This is a genomic window from Streptomyces sp. NPDC025806, assembly GCF_055558275.1.
This window is the reverse complement of record NZ_JBVHMU010000012.1, coordinates 28,759-49,759: the sequence shown is the minus strand read 5'-3', so window position 1 is coordinate 49,759 and position 21,001 is coordinate 28,759. Positions and strand designations below refer to the sequence as shown.

Here is a 21,001-nt window from a genome sequence, read left to right as displayed (position 1 = left end):
CGGTGTTGCCAAAGTGCAAGCGGGAGGCACAATGGGCAGGTGAACACGCACGTCACCCATGTCGGCCCCAGTACGGGGGTGAACCTCGCGGCCCTGCGCGGGCACAACGCCGCGCTCGTCCTCGACCTGCTCCGCACCGCGGGCGAACCCGGGATCAGCCGTCTGGAGCTCGCCGAGCGGACCGGTCTGACCCCGCAGGCCGTCAGCAAGATCACGGCCCGGCTGCGCGCCGACGGCCTGGTCGTCGAGGCGGGCAGGCGCGCCTCGACCGGCGGCAAGCCGCGCACCGTGCTGCGCCTCGTCGCGGGGGCCGGGCACGCGGTCGGGCTGCACCTGGACCGCGACGAGCTGCGGACCGTGCTGACCGACCTCGCCGGGGACGTGGTCGCCGCGCGGCGCGCTCCGCTGGACCTGGGGGCGGGGGCCGACGCGGTCCTCGCCACCGCCGCCTGCGAGATCGACCAACTCCTCGCCGAGGGAGAGGCGGCCGGGGGCGACTCGGTGCTCGGCGTCGGCGTCGCCGTGCCGGGGCCCCTCGATCACGCCGGGGGCGTGCTGCACCGGGTGACCGGGTTCCCGCAGTGGGACGGCTATCCGCTGCGCGACGCGCTCACCGAGCGGCTCGGGCTGCCGGTCGTCGTCGACAAGGACACGAACGCGGCGGCGCTCGGACTCGCGCTGGTGGGGGCCGCGGGGGAGGGAGGGCGTTCCTTCGCATATCTGCACCTGGGGACGGGACTCGGGGCGGGCCTCGTGCTCGACGGGGCGCTGTACCGGGGGGAGCGGACCGGGGCCGGGGAGTTCGGCCACCAGGTGATCCAGCTGGACGGGCCGCGGTGCGAGTGCGGGAACCGAGGCTGTATCGAGGCGATCTGCCTGGCCGCGGTGGCCTCCGGCGACGTGGCGGAGGCGGCGCGGGTCCTCGGGGAGGGCGCCGGGAACCTGGTCGGTCTGCTCGACATCGACGCGGTGCTGCTCGGGGGCCGGACGGTGAGCGCGGCGGAGGATCTCTTCGTACGAGGCGTGGGCGCCGTCGTCGAGACGCGCGCCCGGCGCGGCGGCGGAGGCCGCTCGATACCGGTGCGCGCCGCACCGGGCGGCCCCACCCTGGTGGTAGAAGGCGCCGCCCAACTCATCCTGGCCCCCCTCTTCGGCCGAGGCACAGGCACGGTCCCATCCCGAAGGACCTGACCCTGCGGGGCGGGACTGTGTCCGATCAGCGACCCCGTCGCGGAGCGCGCCCCATATGCCCCTGGGGGCGCACGGAGTGTGCCCTTCAGGGGCGCGGGGAACTGCGCGACCAGCCACGACGGCGCGGCACCCGGCAACAACAGGCACCCCTACGGCGGCACCCCGCCCCCCGACCCCAGGATGAAAGTCGTACTGGTCCGATCGAGGGGAGCCGGGCGGAGCCCAGGCGTGCCGGACGGACCGGGCACCGCCCAGATGCCAGCCTGGCTGACCCGGCTCCGCGACCAGCAAAGGCAAAGCAACCGCATGCGACTGCGCCGCCCGACCGCCCTCGCCCTCACCGCCGCCACTCTCACCGCCGCCGCCCTCACCCTCCCCCTGCACCCCACCGCGAGCGCGGCCCCCGCCCCGGCCCCCTGCGAAACCGCCCGCGCCCCCGCCCGCTTCCCGATCACCACCCGCATCGACGCCGGCCCCGACACCTACCGCCCCGGCGCCGACCCCCGCACCTGGTCGATCACCCTCACCAACCACACCCCCACCCGCTGCACCGCCCTGCACCCCGTCCTCGTCCTCGTGGACGACAGCCGGAAGCTGCGCCCCACCGGCATCCGGCTCGAGTTCCGCGACGGCACCCGCTGGCACCCCGTCACCTTCGAACACACCGACCAGGACGAGAACGTGGGCGTCATCGGCGCCGACACCGGCGGCTTCTCCGTGGAACCCGGCGAGACGGTCACCGTGCCCGTACGGCTCGCGTTCAGCGAGGACACCCGCCCCGACCACGTCGTCGCCGACGCCGCCCTCGTCCAGCGCAGGGCCGACGACGGCGACTGGGTCGGGGAGTCCGGCCACTACCCCTTCGACATCGTCACGGCAGAGGACGAAGCGCAGGACGAAGGGGAGGAGTCAGGGGAGGCCCAGGCCGGCACGGGCGCCCGGGACGGGGACGGCGCCGCCACCCCCGACCGCCCCGGCGGAACCGCCCTCGCCGGCGAACTCGCCCGCACCGGCCCCCCCGCCCCCCTCGCCACCCTCGCCGCCGCGGCCGGCCTCTGCCTCCTCGGCGGCGCCGCCGCCCTCCTCCTGTTCCGGCGCCGCACGGCCGCCCGCCACCGCTGACCGGTACCCCGCGCCGGCGGTTCACCCACGTCTGCGACGATCCCCGCGTGGACTACCCGAACGACCTGGACCCCGGCGCCCCCGTGCGCGGCGGCGTGCCCGAGCACGGACGCATCCCCAAGTACTACGCGGTCAAGGCTCAACTGACCGCGCTGGTCAACGACTTGGCCGAAGGCGAGACTCTGCCGACCGAGCGCGATCTCGCTGTCCGGTACGCCGTCTCCCGCGAGACCGTGCGCCAGGCCCTGCGCGAACTGCTCCTCGAAGGGCGCCTGCGCCGCAAGGGCCGCGGCACCGTCGCCGCCGGCCCCAAACTGGCCCAGCCGCTCTCCCTCGCCTCCTACACCGAGGGCGTCCGCCGCCAGGGCCGCCGCCCCGGCCGTACGCTCATCGGCCTCGACCGTTTCCCCTGCCCGCCCGCGCTCGCCGACGAGACCGGCCTCGAACGCGGCGAGCCCGTCTGGCACATGGAGCGCGTCCTGCTCGCCGACGACGAACGCGTCGGCCTCGAATCCACGTACGTCGCCGTGGCCCGCATGCCCCGCCTCGACACCGAGTTCGACCCCGACTCCTCCTTCTACTCCTACGTCCACGAGCAACTCGGCATCGACTTCGGCTCGGCCGACGAACGCATCGAGACCGTCCTCGCCACCCCCCGCGAGGCCCTCCTCATCGGCACCCCGCCCGCCCTCCCCATGCTCCTCATCCACCGCGTCTCCTACGACCCCGCGGGCCGCGCCACCGAACGCGTCCGCACCCTCTACCGCGGCGACCGCTTCTCCTTCACGACCCGCCTCGGCGCCGAGAACCAGTAGCGACCGCAGGGAGATCGGGCGCCCTCGCCCCCAACTCCGCATGTAACGCGGAGATAACGGGTCTGGTCCAAGCTTGGGGGGTCGTTCACCGGCCCGTTCCCGGCCGGACCCGTCCGGGACACCCGATCCCGCGAACGTAGCCGCCGTGAGAGTCATCGAGCCGACTGCGAACGAGCGGGACTGATGGAAAAGCTGACCGACCCTCCGGGCGCCCGCAGCGGCATCCGGTTCGACCGGGTGTCCGTCGCGTACGGCGGGAACACCGTCCTCGACTCCCTCGACCTGACCGTCGAGCCGGGCGAGGTCATGGCCCTCCTCGGGCCCTCCGGCTCCGGCAAGACCACCGCGCTGCGCGCCGTCGCCGGCTTCGTACGGCCCGCCGCCGGACGCGTGTTCATCGGCGGCCGTGACGTCACCGACCTGCCGCCGCACCGGCGCGGCATCGGCATGGTCGTGCAGCAGTACGCGCTGTTCCCGCACATGAAGGTGAAGGACAACGTCGCCTTCGGCATGCGCGCGCAGAAGGTGCCCAAGGCCGAGATACCCGGCCGGGTCACCGAGGCCCTCGAGATGACCGGCATGGGCGCCTACGCCGAGCGCCACCCGCGCGAGCTCTCCGGTGGCCAGCAGCAGCGCGTCGCCATCGCCCGCGCCCTCGCCATCCGCCCCGACGTGCTGCTCCTCGACGAGCCGCTCTCCGCGCTCGACGCACAGCTCCGCTCCGGGATGCTCGCCGAACTGGCCCGGCTGCACCGCGAGTTGCCCGACGTGTCGATCCTCTACGTCACCCACGACCAGGTCGAGGCGCTCACCCTCGCCGACCGGATCGCCGTCATGGACCGCGCCCGGCTCCAGGACGTCGGCACACCTCAGGACCTGTACCGGCGGCCCCGCACCGAGTTCACCGCGTCGTTCGTCGGGAACGCCAACCTCCTTCCCGTCCAGGTCGGTTCGGGCTCCGCCGTCACCTTCGGCGCCGCCGAACTGAAGGTCGCCGTCCCGGACACCGCGGCCGGCACCTCCGCCACGCTCTGCGTCCGCCCCCACCTCGTCGGACTCGGCGACGGACCCAACGCCCTCACCGGCGAGGTCGCCGAGGTCCAGTGGCGCGGCTCCACCCACCGCCTCCTCGTCGACGTCGACGGCCACCAGGTCAAGGCCGACCTGCGCGAACTGCGCACCCCGCCCGCGCCCGGCGACACCGTCACCGTCCACTTCGCCCCCGAGGACGCCGTGCTGATCGGCGCCGGCGTGGGAGCGGAGGCGGAGGCGGTGGCCCATGGCTAGCGCCGCGATCGGCACGACAGCCGTCCGGGGTTCCGCCAAGTCGCCCCGCACGACCGGCGCTTGGGTGTGGGCGCTGCCGCCCGTCGCCGGGCTCGGTCTGGTCTTCCTCTACCCGCTCTTCCTCGTCGTCCAGCAGTCCTTCCGGCCCGACAGCGGCGGCACGTCCGTCCAGCCGTACCGCGACGTCTTCGCCTCCCACGCGTTCCGCGAGGCGCTCGGCACGACGGTGTGGCTCGCCGCCGGATCGACGGTCGGATGCCTCGTGCTCGGCTTCGCTCTCGCGCTCGTCATCGCGTTCGTCCCGTTCCCCGGCGGGAAGGCCGTCGCCAAGTTCATCGAAGTCTTCCTCTCCTTCCCGTCCTTCCTCATCACCCTCGCCCTGCTCTTCGTGTACGGGCAGGTCGGCATGGCCAACGGGCTGTGGACGGACGTCACCGGCGCCGCCACCGGGCCCTTCCAGTTCCTGGCCACCCCCTGGGGCGTCCTGCTCGCCGAGATCACGTACTTCACGCCGTTCGTGATGCGGCCCCTGCTCGCCGCGTTCTCGCAGGTCGACACGGCCCAGCTGGAAGTGGCGTCGTCGCTGGGCGCCGGGCCCGGGCGCATCGTCCGGCAGATCGTCCTGCCGGAGGCGCTGCCGGCGCTGGCCGCCGGCGGCTCCCTCGTCCTGGTGATGTGCCTGAACGAGTTCGGGATCGTGCTCTTCACCGGCGCCAAGGGCGTCACGACCCTGCCGATGCTCGTCTACGGCAAGGCGATCCTGGAGTCGGACTACCCCGGCGCGTGCGTCGTCGCCGTCGTCAACGTCCTGATCTCCGTCGGTCTCTACGGCATCTACCGGGCGGTGAGTCGTCGTGCTGGTGCATAGCCGGGCCGGGAAGTGGGCCACCTGGGCTCTCTTCTTCGCGCTCTTCCTGCCGCTCTTCGCGGTGCCGCTCCTGGTGATCCTCGCCGCGTCGTTCGCCGGCCACTGGTCCGGGGCCCTGCCCTCCGGCTTCACCACCGGGCACTACGACGCCGCCACCAGCGGTGACTCGCTCACCGCGCTCACCACCAGCCTCGTCACCGCCGTCACCGCCAGCGTGCTCGCGCTCGTCGTCGGAGGCTGGGCCGCGCTCGCCGCCGCCGCGCTGAAGAAGCGGGGCAGGCGTGCGATGGACACCCTGTTCATGCTGCCGGTCGCCGTGCCGTCCGTCGTCGTCGGCCTCGCCGTCCTCGTCGCCTTCAGCAAGCCGCCGATGCTGCTCAACGGCACCCGCTGGATCGTCATCCTCGCGCACACCATTCTTGTCACGGCGTTCGCCTACCAGTCGGTCTCGGCCGCCATCGTGCGTCTCGACCCGGCGTACGAGCAGGCCGCGGCGTCCCTCGGCGCCCGGCCCGCGTACGTCCTGTGGAAGGTGAAGCTGCCCCTCCTGCTGCCGTCGCTCAACGCGGCCGCGGGACTCTGCTTCGCCCTGTCCATGGGCGAGTTGAGCGCCACGATGATGCTCTACCCGCCGGACTGGATGCCGCTGCCGGTGCAGATCTACGCCACCACCGACCGCGGCTCCCTCTTCACCGGCTCCGCGATCGCCGTGGTCCTGATGGGCGCCACCCTGCTCGTGCTGCTCGCCGTCTCCCGCGTCCGCACCAAGGCCTCGTACCGCTGACACCCCCGTACTTCCCAGCTCTCCAGGAGTTCACCTCGCCATGTCCGCGAACCCGCGCAAGAACACCCTCACGGCGATAGCCGCCGTCACCGGCTCCCTCGCCCTCGCCGCCACCCTCACCGGCTGCGGCGGCAGCTCCGCCGCCTCCGACGAGAAGGTCGTCACCGTCTACAGCGCCGACGGCCTCAAGGGCGAGAACGGCGACGGCTGGTACGACAAGGTCTTCAAGGACTTCACCGCCAAGACCGGCATCAAGGTCGAGTACGTCGAGGGCGGCTCCGGCGAGGTCGTGCAGCGCGCCGTCCGCGAGAAGGCCAACACCCAGGCCGACGTCCTCGTCACCCTGCCCCCGTTCATCCAGCAGGCCGGCGGCAAGGGCCTGCTCGCCAAATACGCGCCCGAGGGCGCCGACCAGGTCGACGGCGCCGACAAGGGCGCCGACGGCACCTGGACCTCCGTCGTCAACAACTACTTCGGGTTCATCTACAACAAGAAGGAACTCAAGACGCCGCCGCAGACCTGGCAGGAACTGCTCGACGGCAAGTACAAGAACAAGCTCCAGTACTCCACCCCGGGCGTCGCCGGCGACGGCACCGCCGTCGTCGTCAAGGCCATGCACGACCTCGGCGGCAAGCAGCCCGCCATGGACTACCTGAAGAAGCTCCAGGCCAACAACGTCGGCCCGTCCGCCTCCACCGGCAAACTCGCCCCCAAGGTGGACAAGGGCGAACTCCTCGTCGCCAACGGCGACGTGCAGATGAACTACGCCCAGTCCAAGGACATGCCCAACCTCGGCATCTGGTTCCCGAAGACCGAGGGCGGCAAGCCCACCTCCTTCGCCTTGCCCTACGCCGCCGGCCTCGTGAAGAACGCCCCGCACACCGCCAACGGCAAGAAGCTCCTCGACTTCATGCTCGCCACCAAGCAGCAGCAGGAGGTCAGCGCCATCGGCGGCGGCTTCTCCGCCCGCGGCGACGTCCGCGCCACCGACGAGAACGCCCTCGCCCTCGCCAAGATCATGGACGGCGTCGAGATCTTCGAGCCGGACTGGAACGACATCGACAAGAACCTCCAGACGTACGTCGACGACTGGAAGACCGCCACCGGCAGCTGACAGCCCACCCGGCCCCGGCAGTTCAGTCCATCGGGCGGCGACGAATGTCCATGGCGCTCCCCGCCCGCATCACCAGAAGATAACGGGTCTGGTCCAACACTCCTGGCTGCTCAGGGGTGTTGGGCCGGCCCGTGCCTGCTCGTGCCCACTCGTGCCCCCGCTCCGGAGGACCCCGCATGCCGCGCACCCCGTCCGGCCTCTCCCGCCGCTCGATGCTCCTCGGCTCCGCCACCGCAGCTCTCGCCCTCACCGTCCCCGCGACGAGCGCCGTCGCCCGCGCCGCCCGGACCCCGAAGGTCCTCGTCATCGGCCTCGACGGCGCCCTCCTGAACCGCATCAAGGACGCCGACGCACCCCGCCTCAAGGCCCTGATGGAGGCCGGCCTCACCGCGCCCAGCCCGATCTACGCCAACCCGATGGCGCCCACCATGTCCGGCCCCGGCTGGTCCACCCTCATCACCGGCGTCTGGCCCGACAAGCACAACGTGAAGGACAACAACTTCACCGGCCACAAGTTCGCCCAGTACCCCGACTTCCTCACCCGGATCGAGACCGCGAAGCCGTCGCTGTCGACGTACGCCGTCTCCTCCTGGGCACCGATCACCGACATCGTCTTCTCGGCGAAGGTCGACACCCGCGTCTCCACCCCGAGCGCCGAGTACGACACCGGCACCACCGCCCGCGCCGTCGAGCGGCTCAAGGGCGCGAACCCGGACGCCGTCTTCGTCCAGCTCGACAACGTCGACCACGCGGGCCACTCCTACGGCGCCGCGAGCCAGGAGTACCTCGACGCGATCCACGGCGTCGACGGCCAGGTCGGCGCGATGGTCGACGCCGTCACCTCCCGTTCCACGTACGGGAACGAGGACTGGCTGATCCTCGTCACCGCCGACCACGGGCACACCGACGCGGGCGGCCACGGCGGCTCCACCTGGCCCGAACGCCAGACCTTCATGATCGCCGTCGGCGGCACCGCCGCACCCGGCTCCACCCGCCACGACGTCAAGATGCCCGACATCGCGGCCAGCGCCCTCGCCCACCTCGGCATCGCGCTCGACCCCGCCTGGGGCCTGGACGGCCGCCCCATCCAGCAGCCGCTGCCGGACGACTTCGACACCCTGCGCGCGCAGCTCGGCGGACCCGTCGACGAGACCGGCATCGGATCCGGCGTCATCGGCTTCACGCACACCCCGCCCAGCGGCTGGAGCGTCGACAACTCCCGGATGGGCACCGGCGGCGTCACCGAATGGCGCGGCTGGTCCTTCACCACCGACGAGTTCTGGACCAAGGCCGAACGCGACCAGCAGCGCGAGTGCAACGTGCGGGCCCGCGGCGTCTTCGCCGTGGCCGACGGCGACGAATGGTCCGACAAGACCGTCACCGGCACCTTCGACTCGACCCTGACCAGCCCCGCCTTCCCGGTCACCGGCGGCCGCCCGGCCACCCTCACGTACACCACGTTCTACCGTCAGGAGGCCCCGCAGAAGGGCGAGGTCCTCGTCTCCTACGACGGCGCCGCCCCGGTCCCCGTCCGCACCTACACGGCCGACGTCCCCTCCCGCACGGAGACCGTCCCCCTGACCGTCCCCGCGGGCGCGACCAGCGCGAAGGCCCACTTCCGCTACACCGGAGCCAACAACTGGTTCTGGACGATCGACGGGGTCAAGATCAGCCGCACCTGACCCGGGGTCCGGCCCGGCCGCAGGGGCGGCCGGGCCACCTCCGTCACACCAGGTCGACCAGATCCGCGATCGAGTCGACGACCTTGGTCGGCCGGAACGGGAACCGGTCGATGTCCGACGTGGCGGTGAGCCCGGTCAGCACGAGGAACGTCGTCATGCCTGCTTCGAGGCCGGCCAGCACGTCGGTGTCCATCCGGTCGCCGATCATGGCGCTGGACTCGGAGTGGGCGCCGATTGCATTGAGGCCGGTGCGCATCATCAACGGGTTCGGTTTGCCGACGAAGTACGGTTCCTTGCCCGTCGCCTTCGTGATCAGTGCGGCGACAGACCCGGTAGCAGGCAATACACCCTCGGTCGAGGGCCCGGTGTTGTCAGGGTTCGTGGCGATGAACCGGGCGCCGCCGTTGATCAGGCGAATGGCCTTGGTGAGCGCTTCGAACGAGTAGGTTCGAGTCTCACCCAAGATCACGAAGTCGGGGTCCGCATCGCTGAGGATGTAACCGACGTCGTGCAGCGCCGTCGTCAGACCGGCCTCTCCGATGACGTACGCGGTTCCGTTCGGTCGCTGGCTGTCCACGAACCGGGCGGTCGCCAGGGCTGATGTCCAGATGTTCCCCATCGGCACTTCCAGGCCGATGCGGTTGAGGCGTGCGTGCAGATCACGGGCCGTGTACATCGAATTGTTGGTCAGGACCAGGAAAGGCTTGCCGGAGTCACGCAGTTTCTTGATGAACGAGTCCGCGCCAGGGATCGGCACCCCTTCGTGCATGAGGACTCCGTCCATGTCCGTCAGCCACGAGTCGATGGGCTTCGGCTCTGTCATGGGCGCGGGCTCCTGTCTGTCGTTCTGCGGATTGCCATCGTATTCACCCAGAGGACCCCACTGGGATGGCCGCGGCAGGACCGGTTGCTGTCAGGACTTCCAGACGATCTCGATGAGGTCGGGACGGAACATCCCCCTCTGCGCCCCGCCCTTACCCGCAGGTTTGACGATCACGGTCTCGATGGTCCGTTCCAGTTCATGCCGCTTCTGCTCCGTGGTGAAAGAGCTCCACTCGCGCATGACTCGGCTCACGGTCGAGTTCGGACGTTCAGGAATCGAGACCGGTGCAGCGTCGGCCGTTCCGCAGAGGTCTTGTTCGGCGGCTTCCAGCCGCCGGATCTCCCTCGCGAACTCGACGAGTGACAGAAGGCCGTCCGCTCGGAGCTTGCGCGCCTTGGTCTTGTCGGCCCGAACCTGCCGAAGGGCGTCGCTCCACGGGCTCGCGCCGGGTGCTGTATCGCTGCTCTGGCTCTCGGTGACGGCAAGGCGTTGCCGGAGCTGGTCGAGCAGTTGCTCCTCTACGTAGTCCTCAACGGGGGGCCCACTACGGGAGAGCCGACCGCAGCCTCCGTCGGCGGCACGGCAGTAGTAGTGGTAGCCGTGCTTCGCGTAACTGGTGGTGCCCTTCTGGTAGACGCCCGACGAGAGAGTTGCTCCACATCGGGCGCACTGCAGGATGCCAGTCAATAGTCGCCTGGTGACAGGGGTGCCCTTCGAGCGTCCTGCGCCGGTCTGCTTGCGGGAGTTCAGCTCCTCGACCAGTTCACACCACTCCTCGGGCGTGAGGATGGTTTCCCAGGTGCCGATGACGGGTTTGCCGTCTGTGCGTTCCACCAGGTACTCGACCGGGTCGAGACGACCGGACCGTTCGCGGATCTCTTGCGGGATGTACGAGCGGTATCCGCAAAGGCGAGGGTTGCGCAGGACGTAGAGCACGCTGCTGTAGCCGATCGTCCTGCCGGGCGGGGTCTGGGGGCCGCGAATGCCCAACTCGGCCCATTCCCGGTGAACAGCGGACACCTTCTTGCCCTGCATCACATCCTTGTGCGCCTTCCGGATCAGCTCGCCTTCTCGCTCGTCGACATGCTCTGCGTCGGCCCAGCCGAAGGCGCGTTGCCCCTTGTGGGGCCTGCCGGCTCTGGCCTCGGCCAGCTTCTGCCGGGAGACGCGGCGGGCGGCGTCGGAGGAGAACTTGTTGGCGACGGTCACGTAGATCCGTGCCTGGAAGCGGCCGTCGCTGGTCGTGAGGTCGTGATCTCCTGCCGTGGTCGCGAACACCATGGGGCGCCGCGCTTGTTCGTAGACGTCGATGAGCCGCTGCAGGTCGCGGGGCTGGCGCGCGATCCGATCGATGTTGTAGGCCACGACGCCACTGATCGTTCCGCTCTCCAAGTCCCGGACCATGTCCTCGAACGCGGTGCGTCGGGCGTGACGCTTGAAGGCCGAGGTGTCGTTGTCCTCGTAGATGCGGTGCACGCGGCATCGCCTGACCTTGGCCAGGTCGTACACGTCTTCGCGCTGTCTGATCACGCCTTCCCGGCCGTCGCGATCGTCCCCGAGCTGTCCGATGTCCGACGTCCGGGTGTATCCGCCGACCACGATCATGCTTGCCCCCAGCGCCCGTCGACTCGTGTGGGTGGGGGCGGAGTCAATCTACGAGAAATGCGTCCTGAGATGAGTAAGAACCTAATATTTCGACAGAACAAGTGGCGCCTTACGGCCGGGGGTCTGGGGGTTGCCCCCAGAAGACACAGCATCTGCACGAACCCCGACGAGACCGGCCCCTCCACCGAGGGCCCGCTGCCCGCCACCGGCGCCGTCGCCGCGCTCATCACCAAGGCCACCGGCAAGCAGCCCTACTTCGCGGGCAAGCCCAACCCGCTGATGATGCGCACGGGGCTCAACGCGATCGGGGCGCACTCCGAGACCGCCGCCATGATCGGCGACCGGATGGACACCGACGTGCTGGCCGGGCTCGAGGCCGGGATGCAGACGTTCCTCGTGCGGACCGGGCTCACCAGCGACGCCGACATCGAGAAGTACCCGTTCCGGCCGTCCACCGTCGTCGACTCCATCGCGGACCTCGTCGACCTCGTCTGACCCACCCTGGCCCCTCCTGAACTGGGATTTCTCCTCCCCGAGATGCGAAATGCCGCCGCGCGCGTGAACCTGCCATTACCAGGAGGTTCACGATGCGTACAGGACTGCTCGCTCTCCGTGCCGCAGGGGCGGCCGCCGTACTGGTGACGCTCCCGGCCTGCGCCGCGCACGGTGCGCAGGACGCCGGATCGGTCACCGTCGGCCCGGAGGCCGCGCCACCGGGCACGGACGTCGAGCTCGCCGTCACCGGATGCCCGGGGACGGCCGCACGCGCCGTGTCCGACGCGTTCGTCTCCGACGCCGTCCTCGCCCCCGCCGCGGGCCGCTCCGCACTCACCGCCGAGGCCCGGGTCGCGACCTCCGCGAAGCCCGGTCCGCACCAGATCACGGTCACCTGCGACGGCGCCGGGACCAAGACCAGGGGCACCGTCCAGGTCCTGGAGCGCGGCGCCTCGCCCGCCCCGAGCCCGACCGCGCCCGTGCACGCGGGCGGCGGCGGAGCCGCGGCCCGGCTCGCCGCCACCCAGCAGTCCGCCGAAGGACCCGGCACCCGGCACGCCGTCATCGGCCTGGCGCTCGCCGCGATCGCCGCCGTGGCCGTCGCCTGCCGCAGCGTCCGGCGCCGCCGGAACCCGTCCGAGAACCCCCGGTAGGCCGCCATGAAGGACCGCGACCGACAAGGCCCGGGCGGCGGCCGGATGCTCACCGGCGTGGCCTGGGCGGTACTGCTCCTCGGCCTGTGGATGTGGGGCCGCGGCGTCACCGACCTGAACCTGTCCTCACCGACGACGGGCGATGCGGCCGCCGTCGGACGCCCCCTCGGCGTCTCGCTGCCCGCCGCGCACAGCCCCGTCCGCGCCGCGAAACCCCAGCGCATCGACGTGCCCGCCCTCCATGTGCAGGCGCCCGTCGTCGCGCGCGGCCTCGACGGCAGCGGCGCCGTCGACCCCCCGCCCTACGACCAGGCGGGCGTCGTCGGCTGGTACGGCGCGGGCGCGCAGCCCGGGGAGCGCGGCACGGCCCTGTTCGTCGGGCACGTCGACACCGAGACCCGGCCCGCCGTGTTCTTCCACCTCAGCGAGGCGAAGCCCGGCGACACCGTGAAGGTGGTGCGCGACGACGGCTCCGTCGCCACGTTCACCGTCGACGACGTCCAGGTCCTGTCCCGCGACCGCTTCGACCCGGCCACCGCGTACGGGCCGCGCCGGCCCGGCCGCGCCGAACTGCGCCTCATCACCTGCGGCGGCACCTTCGACAAGACCTCGCGCACCTACACGGCGAACGTCGTCGTCTCCGCCTACCTGTCCGGCCTCACGGACGCGCCGAAGGAGCCGGATCCGGAGCCGGAGAAGGAGAAGGTCCGGGCGGGGTGAGGTCCTCGCCGAGCTCCCGGGCCAGGACGGCCCCGGCGACCCGGTCCAGCGGCATCCGCCTGCTGCGCGCGTACCGGCGCAGGACCGTGAACGCGGTGTCGGGGGAGGCGCCCCAGCGCTCCGCGAGCATCCCCTTCGCCTGCTCGATCCGCACCCGGCTCGCCAGCGCCCGCTCCAACTGCCGGGCCAGCTCCCGCTGTTCGGCATAGGCGCGGTGCCGGTCCAGGCCCGCGCCCGCCGCGTCGGCGAGCGCGCCCGCGAACGCGGCATCGTTGTCGACCGGCGCCGACCGGGTCAGAACACTGAGCGCGCCGACCGGCGTCCCGCCCCGGCGCAGCGGCACCGCGTGCGCGGTCGTGACGCCGTGCCGCCGGGCCAGCGCGGTGAACGCGGGCCAGCGCGCCGCCGCCACCGTGCCCGTCAGCCGCACTCCGGCCACCGCCCGTCCGGTCGACAGCGCCTCCCGCGCGGGCCCGGCGAGCGCGTCGGCGCCCAGCAACTCCCGTACCGCGTCCTCCTGTTCGGGGGCGCAGGCGGGCAACGGCTGGGGGAGGGTGTCCGGTTCGGCGAGGGTGACGCCCGCCGCGTGCGCGCCGAGGAGGTCCGCGCAGCGGGCGGCGAGGCGGGCCAGGTGCGCGGCGGGGTCGAAGTCGGCGTCCAACGGGTCCGACAGCTCCAGCACCGCCTCGGCGAGACGCAGCGCGCGGGCCGGGTCCGTCATGTCCCGCTCACCCCTTCCACGCCGCCGCCCGTACGAGTCCTGGTCGCGGCCTACCCCGCCCCGGACCGGCTGTAACAGGTCGTGGACAAGGGCCGCACGGCCTCGAAGCGCGACCGGGGCGTATGTCACGATTGAGGACCAGACAGTGCACCCAAGGGGGAGTGGATGTACCGGAAGATGAGGGCTGGAGCGGTCGTCGTGGGGGCGGCGCTGCTCGTGTCCGCGTGTTCCTCCGGAGGCGACGGTGAGGGTGATGCCCGGTCTCCCGTGAAGCAGCAGCCCAAGAGCGCCGACCCGTTCTGGGTCAACCCCGACAGCAAGGCCGCGCAGGCCGTCGCGGGGCTGGAGGAGGACGGCAAGGACGAGGAAGCGAAGACCGTCCGCAAGATCGCCGAGCAGCCCAGCGGCGAGTGGATCACCCCGGAGAACGCGACGGACCAGGCCCGTGGTTACACGGAGGCCGCGCAGAAGGCCGACCGGGACGCGCTGCTCGTCCTCTACAACATCCCGCACCGCGACTGCGGGAACTACTCGAAGGGCGGCGCCGCGGACGGCAACGCGTACCGCGCGTGGATCGACCAGGTCGCGGCCGGTATCGGGGACCGCCCGGCGACGGTCATCCTCGAACCGGACGCGGTCCAGCACATGGTGGACAACTGCACCCCGGAGCAGTTCCACGAGGAGCGCTACGACCTCCTCAAGGGCGCCATCGGCAAGCTCAAGTCGCTGAAGCACACGACGGTCTACCTGGACGCGGGCAACGCGGGCTGGGGCAAGCCGGACCAGATCTTCGAACCGCTGAAGTGGTCCGGCGTCGACCAGGCCGACGGCTTCTCGGTGAACGTGTCGAACTTCTACTCCACCGAGGAGTCGGTGAAGTACGGCAAGGAACTCTCCGCGAAGGTCGGCGGCAAGCCCTTCGTCGTCGACACGAGCCGGAACGGGAACGGGCCGTACACCGGCGGCAATCCGGACGAACGCTGGTGCAACCCGCCCGGCCGCGCCCTCGGCGAGACCCCGACCACCAAGACGGGCGACCCGCTCGTGAAGGCCTACCTGTGGGTCAAGCGCCCCGGCGAGTCCGACGGCACCTGCAAGGGCGGTCCGCGCGCGGGCGAATGGTGGAGCGAGTACGCCCTGAAGCTGGCCGCTTCCTCGTAAAGGTCAGGAGGGGTACGGGACCGAGTCCCGTACCCCTCCTTCCTGTGCGCTGTGCCCTACGGGACGTGCACCCACTGCGCCTTGCTCGGGGTGCCGTGCTCGTCGGTGACGAACAGCATGTACCAGCCCGACTCGACCAGCGACCGGTTCTCGGGGACGGTCACCGTCACCGAGTCCGCCGACTTCTTCAGGTCGAGCGCGATGGACGTCTGGTCCACGTCCGTCACGTGCGTGGACGCGCTGGGCCGGATCAGCCGGGCCGTTTTGATCGACGACGCGTGGTTGGTCTGGTACGTCGCCGAGGCACCCCGCGCGATCGTCTTCTGACCGCCCTCCAGGGTGGGCCGCGAGTCCCGGTACAGGTACGGCGGCGTGTAGATCTCGATGCGCTGCTCGAACACGCCGGGCTTCGTGTTGGCCTTGTCCGCGTACAGCGAGTCCGAGCCGAAGAACAGCACCCGGCCGTCGGGCAGCAGGATCGAGCCCGAATGGTAGTTGCGGCCGACCAGCGGGTCGGCGACGCTGCGGAAGGTGTTGGACTTCGTGTCGTAGAGCCGGGCCTGGAGGATGTTGGAGTCACCGCGGCCGCGGTAGTCCTCCGAACCGCCGGAGACGAGGATCGAGTCGTCGGGCAGGATCGAGGACTGCGGGTAGCGGGTGCCCTTCTCCAGCGTCGGGCCGTCCGTGAACTTCGGGTTCGCGTCCTTGAGGTCGACGATCCGCGTCTTGTTGCTGGACAGCTTGGACTCGCCGACGCCACCGCCGCCGACCACCATGTACCGCTGGTCCTGCGCGGGCGGCAGCTCGACCGTGCCGGCCGTCTCCATCATGTTCGCGTCGGACAGGCCGGGGATCTTCTGGAACCTGTTGGTCTCCAGGTCCCAGATGCCGGGCTTGCGGCCCACGTTGTCCGGGCCGTAGCCCGCGTTGGCGCCCGAGTAGAAGATCTTGCCGTTCTCCATCTGGAACAGCGCCGGGTACGTCGGGAACTGGCGCTGCTTCTTCAGATAGGTCCACTTCTTGGTCTTCGGGTCGTAGACCTCGTTCTTGCCGGGCACCAGCTGCCCGATCTCGTCGAGGCCGGACACGGAGAGGACCTTGCCGTCCGAGAGCGTGGTCAGCGTGGGGTACCAGCGCGCCTCGTTCATCGGGTCGACCTTGATGTACTTCTCGGCGACCGGGTCGAACTCGTAGGAGTCGCGGATCCCCTGGAAGTCCTTCTTGTCCAGGGCGAGCTTCTGCGCGATGCCGTACACGTTGCGCGCGTCGGCGCCGGCCAGGCCCTGCACCCGGTAGTTGTCCTGGGTGCCGGTCTCGTACTTGGCGCCGGAGCGCTGGGCCTCGACGTAGACGCGGCCGAGGCCCGGGTCGTTGCGCACGAACCTGCCGGTGACCGGGTCGAAGACCTTCTTCGCGCGCTCGACCGTGATGTTGTCCTTGGCGACGAAGGTCTTGCCGTTCTCCTTGCCGGTGAACCGGGTGCCCGCCTTGATGGTCTTCGGCGCGTCCGGGTCCTCGTTGTGCACGATCATCAGGCCGCCGGCCTTGTTGACGTCACCCTTGAGCTTCTCGTAGCGCTTGGTGCCGCCCGCGATCAGCAGATTGCCGTTGGCCAGCTGGGTGTGGCCCGTGCAGAACAGGTCGCTCGGCGTCGGGATCTTCTTGATCGAGCCCTTCACCGGGTCGTAGAGCCGGGTGTCGAACTTCTTCGCGTCGAAGTTCTTCTGGTTGTTGCCCGAGCCGGCCACCAAAAGGATCTTGCCGGTGTGGAGCAGCGCTGCGTGGATCGTGTTGAGGCGCATGTCCTGCGGGAACTGGATGATGTCCCACTTGCCGTTGGCGGCCTTGTACTCCGGCTTGTTGATCTTGTACTCGTGGTACTTGGCCGACCCGAAGCGATACAGCCAGGGCCCGTTCATACCGGCCAGCGCCAGGACCACCACCGAGCCGATGGCTATGCGTCGGGCCCGGCGGCGGCTCGCACCGTCTTTCACTTGTTACGTCCCCCCAGGGAGATCTGCATGGTCTCGTCGTTGCCCCCGCCGGCGGCCCAGGTGGGCTTCTGCTGCGGGGCCCCGTGCGGGCCCGCGGCGTGCCGGGGGCCGGTCGCCTGCGGCGGCACGGACTGCGCCTGAGGCGGCGCCGCGTCCGGCGCGGGCGGCTTCGGCTTCTTCCGGTCCTGGCGCAGCATGTACCGCCAGGCGAACATCGGCGTGGCCGTGATCAGCAGGGCGAAGCAGGCCCAGGTGATCATCGCCGGGTGGGCGTGACCGAGGACGAATCCGGCGGTCATCGAACCGGCGAAGATCAGGATGAAGTACCAGTGGTACCGGAAGGTGCCGAACCAGCGGTCGGGGCTGGCGGAGTCGCCCTTGGGCGTGACCACGAACTTGCTCTTGCGGCGCAGCAGCGAGTCGAACAGCGCCTTCGCGTACAGCGGGGCCGACAGGGCGGACATCACCATGCCGGCCACGCCGCCGGAGCCCTCGGGCTCGTGCGGCGACACGTTGTGCCGGCGGTTCCAGATGTAGAGGCCGATCTGCAGCGCCGACGCGTTGCCGTACAGCATCAGCCAGATCGTCGGGTCGATGTTCACGCCCGAGGCGCCGAGGCCCAGGAACAGGGCGCAGCTGAGTGCCGCGAGGATCCAGTTCATGGCCGACATCGGGTAGAAGATGATCATCATCGTGTAGTTGAAGAGCTTGCTCGGCGGGAGCGAGTACCAGCCCTTCCAGTACTGCTTGAGGATCGTCTCGTACGTGCCGCGCGACCAGCGCATCTGCTGCGTGAAGAAGTCCGTCCAGGCGCTCGGGCCCTCGCCGACGGCGAGCACGTCCGGGGTGTAGACGGAGCGCCACTTCTTGCCCGTCGCCGGGTTCTTGGCGCGGTGGATCTCGAAGCCCGTCGCCATGTCCTCGGTGATCGAGTCGTACAGGCCGCCGATCTGCTTCAGTGCCGAGATCCGCACCGCGTTCGACGTGCCGACGAACATGGGGGCGCCGTAGCGGTTGCCCGCGCGCTGGATCAGCGCGTGGAAGAGGAACTGCTGGGACTCGGCGGCCTTGGTGACGAAGTTGTCGTAGTTGCCGTAGACCTGGGGGCCGATCACGAAGCCCACGTTCGGGTCGCGGAAGAAGCCGAGCATGCGCTCCAGGTAGTTCGGCATCGGCACGTGGTCGGTGTCGACCGAGGCGAAGTAGTCGTAGGCGTCGCCGTGCGCGTCCAGCCAGGCGTTGTAGTTGCCGTGCTTGGTCTTGGCGCGGTGCGGGCCCTTCGCCTGGTTCCACTTCGCGACGCCCTTGCGGGAGAAGTGGTGCACGCCGAGGCGGGCGCAGACCTCCTTGACCTCCGGGTCGTCGCCCTCGTCGAGCAGCCAGACGTGCAGCAGGCCCCGGTGGCGCAGCTTGACCGCCGCCTCCAGGGTCTTCGTCACCATCTCGATCGGCTCCTTGCCAGGCACGAACGAGGTCAGGAAGGCGACTCTGGTGCCGGTCTCGGGGACCACCGGGATGGGGTCGCGGGCGACCAGGGTCGCGTGCGCGTTCGACAGCACGTTCATGCAGCGGAAGAACTCGATCAGGCCGATCGAGACGAGCATGACGATGTCGAGGGTCGGCAGGAAGTCGTACTGCACGTAGTCGCGCTCGGTCCAGTGCTCGGGCTGGAGCAGCCAGAAGAGCAGGACGAGCGAGAGCAGCGGGGCCGCGCCCAGCATGAGGGCGGCGCGGATGCGGTGCGGCTCCTGGCTGAGCAGAGAGCGGTACTGCACCGTGTACGGCTTGTTCGGATCGGGCTGGGTGAGGGGCCCGGCGAGCCGGCTGTAGTGCTCGTAGTCGTAGCGTGGCAGCGATTTCTTGATGCGCCGGAAGCCGCCGGTGCGGTGCGGTGGCACCCGCAGCTGGGTCGTCTCGGACGGGTCGAAGCCCTCGCGGGCACCCGTCGGCGTCGACGTCATGATGAGTCATCCCCCCGCACGCGAGTCACCGCGTGGTTGTCGGTCCTCACCCGGATCCGGTCCCCCTTGACCGCCCCCGGGTGTATCAGTGGCAGGCCACCGTCCCACCCCTACTAAGACTGGAGCGACGACCTTCCGGTTGCATGATGCCCCCCTCGACATCGCTTCATGAACGGGACCCCCGCCCCCGCCCCCGCAACTGCCCCACCCCGCAAGCCTCCTGCGAGCCGACAGCTCCAGGACAGGGTGCTGGGCCCGACACCATGATCGCAAGGGTGGATGACGCCAGCTCGCTTGTGCGGTATGGGCTGGCCCCGCACACGACGAAAGCCCCCCGTTTTCACGGAGGGCTTTCGGTGTCGGTGCGCCGCCAGGGACTCGAACCCCGGACCCGCTGATTAAGAGTCAGCTGCTCTAACCAACTGAGCTAGCGGCGCCTGCTGACCTGCGTAACTCTACCCGATGCCCGGGGGTGGGCGTGACCATCGGGGGTGGGCGACGCGCCGATGGGTGGGCGAATTGTGGTGATTTCCATCTTTTGCACCGTCAACATGCGATATGTGCAGACAGTTGAGACGCTTCCTGCGTGCGAACACGAGGCACATCAGTGAGGGGAATCGCATGGACGGCATTCAGGACACGGAGCGCATGGCGACCCCGGCGTTCGAGGACGTGGCCCCGGCGGGCGACTGCGACTGCGCCGGCTGCGTCCAGGGCCGCCTCGCGGCCTCGCCCCCGGCGCACACCGGCATCGGCGCCCGCCACGCACTGGTCGTCGCCGCCACCGCCGGCACCGTCATCGGCGGGCTGCAGGCCGCCCCGGCCAGCGCCCAGCGTGCCGACCACCACGAGGTGAGACCGGGCGACCCGGCCCCGCCCGGCGAGGGCACCGTGTCGACCCCGCAGGGCGGCACCAGCCCGCTGCACGGAGCCCCCGGTTCCGCCGCGTCCGGCGTGGAGCTCACCCCGGGCGCCGTTCGCGCCACGACCCGGGCCGCGATCATCAACCGCGCCAAGACCTGGGTCGCGGCCGGGGTCCCGTACGACATGAACCGGTACTGGAAGGACGGGTACCGGCAGGACTGCTCGGGCTTCGTCTCCATGGCCTGGGACCTGCCCGGCAACGAGTGGACGGGCAGCCTCGCCCGCTACGGCACGAAGATCTCCAAGGCGGACCTGCAGCCCGGCGACATCCTGCTCTTCCACAACCCGGACGACCCGGAGAAGGGCTCGCACGTCGTCATCTTCGGCGGCTGGACGGACTACACGCGCAGCTACTACATGGCGTACGAGCAGACCCGCCCCGCCACCCGCCGGCAGGCGACCCCGTACAAGTACTGGTCCTACTCCAGCCGCTACGTCGCCTACCGCTACAAGGGCGTCAAGGCGGGCAGCACCTCGGGATCCTCCTCGACGACGAAGTTCCCGGGCGCCGAGGCCTTCGGCCCGGGGGCGAACAACGCGTACGTCACCCAGCTCGGGCGGCTGCTCGTGGAGCGCGGCGGCAAGCGGTTCTACACCGAGGGGCCGGGCCCGCGCTGGGGCGAGGCCGACCGCAGGGCGACGCAGGCGTTCCAGAAGGCGCAGGGCTGGACCGGCGCCGACGCGGACGGCATCCCGGGCCCGACGACCTGGTCGTACCTGGTCACCGGCAAGGGCAAGGACATCCCGGCGAGCGGCGCGGGCGGCCCCGAGGCGGACAAGGTGCCGGCGTACCCGGGGGCCTCCGCGTTCCGGCCCGGCGCGAGCAGCGACGCGGTGACACGGATGGGCCGACAGCTCGTGAAGAAAGGATTCGGCAAGTCCTACGCGCAGGGTCCGGGCCCGCGCTGGGGCGAGGCCGACCGGCGGGCCGTCGAGGCGTTCCAGCGGGCCCAGGGCTGGAGCGGCAGGGAGGCGGACGGCTACCCGGGTCCCGAGACCTGGCGGCGGATCTTCTCGTGAGCGGCCCGGCGCGGACAAGACGGCGCGGACGGGCGGCGGCAACTCAGTGCGGAGGCGAGTC

18 protein-coding genes and 1 tRNA gene are annotated in these 21,001 nt (G+C 70.7%); 13 read left to right on the top strand and 6 right to left on the bottom strand.

What is annotated here, in order from left to right; all coding sequences use genetic code 11:
* Nucleotides 1-39: 39 nt before the first annotated feature.
* From ACZ4E1_RS26245 to ACZ4E1_RS26210, 8 genes are all read left to right on the top strand, one after another.
* Complete coding sequence (locus tag ACZ4E1_RS26245; protein WP_467543378.1) at nt 40-1,191, top strand: ROK family transcriptional regulator; 1,152 nt, start codon at nt 40-42, stop codon at nt 1,189-1,191.
* A gap of 228 nt (nt 1,192-1,419) precedes the next feature.
* Complete coding sequence (locus ACZ4E1_RS26240; protein WP_467543376.1) at nt 1,420-2,313, top strand: hypothetical protein; 894 nt, start codon at nt 1,420-1,422, stop codon at nt 2,311-2,313.
* 47 nt (nt 2,314-2,360) lie between these two features.
* Complete coding sequence (locus tag ACZ4E1_RS26235; protein ID WP_467543374.1) at nt 2,361-3,128, top strand: GntR family transcriptional regulator; 768 nt, start codon at nt 2,361-2,363, stop codon at nt 3,126-3,128.
* A gap of 183 nt (nt 3,129-3,311) precedes the next feature.
* Entirely contained in the window at nt 3,312-4,415 is a 1,104-nt protein-coding gene (locus ACZ4E1_RS26230; RefSeq protein ID WP_467543372.1) for an ABC transporter ATP-binding protein, read from the top strand.
* The gene (locus ACZ4E1_RS26225) at nt 4,408-5,283 is read left to right on the top strand and encodes a 2-aminoethylphosphonate ABC transporter permease subunit (protein ID WP_467543369.1); all 876 of its coding nucleotides are present in this window, start codon (nt 4,408-4,410) and stop codon (nt 5,281-5,283) included. Before ACZ4E1_RS26230 ends, ACZ4E1_RS26225 begins: the two co-directional genes overlap by 8 nt.
* Nucleotides 5,270-6,067 (top strand): ABC transporter permease, encoded by a 798-nt coding sequence (locus ACZ4E1_RS26220; protein WP_467543366.1) that lies wholly within the window; start codon nt 5,270-5,272, stop codon nt 6,065-6,067. The genes ACZ4E1_RS26225 and ACZ4E1_RS26220 overlap by 14 nt, the downstream gene beginning before the upstream one ends.
* A 40-nt stretch (nt 6,068-6,107) precedes the next feature.
* Complete coding sequence (locus tag ACZ4E1_RS26215; RefSeq protein ID WP_467543363.1) at nt 6,108-7,181, top strand: 2-aminoethylphosphonate ABC transporter substrate-binding protein; 1,074 nt, start codon at nt 6,108-6,110, stop codon at nt 7,179-7,181.
* Nucleotides 7,182-7,357: 176 nt separating this feature from the next.
* A complete protein-coding gene (locus tag ACZ4E1_RS26210; protein ID WP_467543360.1) occupies nt 7,358-8,863 on the top strand; it encodes an alkaline phosphatase family protein in 1,506 nt (501 codons plus the stop codon).
* A gap of 43 nt (nt 8,864-8,906) precedes the next feature.
* Here the strand turns inward: ACZ4E1_RS26210 and ACZ4E1_RS26205 are convergent, their stop codons facing one another.
* Nucleotides 8,907-9,686, bottom strand: coding sequence for an HAD-IIA family hydrolase (locus ACZ4E1_RS26205; RefSeq protein ID WP_467543357.1), 780 nt, complete (start codon nt 9,684-9,686; stop codon nt 8,907-8,909).
* 90 nt (nt 9,687-9,776) lie between these two features.
* On the bottom strand, nt 9,777-11,291 hold the full coding sequence (locus ACZ4E1_RS26200; RefSeq protein ID WP_467543354.1) for a recombinase family protein: 1,515 nt from the start codon (nt 11,289-11,291) through the stop codon (nt 9,777-9,779).
* A 57-nt stretch (nt 11,292-11,348) separates the two neighbouring features.
* Between ACZ4E1_RS26200 and ACZ4E1_RS26195 the strand changes: the two genes are divergently transcribed.
* The 3 genes from ACZ4E1_RS26195 (at nt 11,349) to ACZ4E1_RS26185 (ending at nt 13,159) form a co-directional block, all read left to right on the top strand.
* Entirely contained in the window at nt 11,349-11,786 is a 438-nt protein-coding gene (locus tag ACZ4E1_RS26195; protein ID WP_467543350.1) for an HAD hydrolase-like protein, read from the top strand.
* Nucleotides 11,787-11,878: 92 nt separating this feature from the next.
* Nucleotides 11,879-12,439 carry a hypothetical protein gene (locus ACZ4E1_RS26190; protein WP_467543349.1) on the top strand — a complete coding sequence of 187 codons (561 nt, stop codon included), beginning with the start codon at nt 11,879-11,881 and terminating at the stop codon, nt 12,437-12,439.
* A gap of 6 nt (nt 12,440-12,445) precedes the next feature.
* Nucleotides 12,446-13,159 (top strand): class F sortase, encoded by a 714-nt coding sequence (locus ACZ4E1_RS26185; RefSeq protein WP_467543346.1) that lies wholly within the window; start codon nt 12,446-12,448, stop codon nt 13,157-13,159.
* Here the strand turns inward: ACZ4E1_RS26185 and ACZ4E1_RS26180 are convergent.
* A complete protein-coding gene (locus ACZ4E1_RS26180) occupies nt 13,098-13,880 on the bottom strand; it encodes an ANTAR domain-containing protein (RefSeq protein ID WP_467543343.1) in 783 nt (260 codons plus the stop codon). The genes ACZ4E1_RS26185 and ACZ4E1_RS26180 overlap by 62 nt on opposite strands.
* Nucleotides 13,881-14,045: 165 nt before the next feature.
* On the opposite strand from ACZ4E1_RS26180, the gene ACZ4E1_RS26175 reads away from it, so the two are divergent.
* Complete coding sequence (locus ACZ4E1_RS26175) at nt 14,046-15,041, top strand: glycoside hydrolase family 6 protein (protein ID WP_467543340.1); 996 nt, start codon at nt 14,046-14,048, stop codon at nt 15,039-15,041.
* Nucleotides 15,042-15,097: 56 nt separating this feature from the next.
* On the opposite strand, the gene glxA is transcribed toward ACZ4E1_RS26175, so the two are convergent.
* From glxA to ACZ4E1_RS26160, 3 genes are all read right to left on the bottom strand, one after another.
* Complete coding sequence (glxA, locus tag ACZ4E1_RS26170) at nt 15,098-17,035, bottom strand: radical copper oxidase GlxA (protein ID WP_467543336.1); 1,938 nt, start codon at nt 17,033-17,035, stop codon at nt 15,098-15,100.
* Nucleotides 17,032-18,996, bottom strand: coding sequence for a glycosyltransferase family 2 protein (locus ACZ4E1_RS26165; RefSeq protein WP_467543333.1), 1,965 nt, complete (start codon nt 18,994-18,996; stop codon nt 17,032-17,034). Before ACZ4E1_RS26165 ends, glxA begins: the two co-directional genes overlap by 4 nt.
* Before the next feature lie 363 nt (nt 18,997-19,359).
* A tRNA-Lys gene (locus ACZ4E1_RS26160) sits at nt 19,360-19,433 on the bottom strand.
* Nucleotides 19,434-19,644: 211 nt separating this feature from the next.
* On the opposite strand from ACZ4E1_RS26160, the gene ACZ4E1_RS26155 reads away from it, so the two are divergent.
* Nucleotides 19,645-20,940 carry a peptidoglycan-binding protein gene (locus ACZ4E1_RS26155; RefSeq protein WP_467543852.1) on the top strand — a complete coding sequence of 432 codons (1,296 nt, stop codon included), beginning with the start codon at nt 19,645-19,647 and terminating at the stop codon, nt 20,938-20,940.
* The last annotated feature ends 61 nt before the right edge of the window (nt 20,941-21,001 follow it).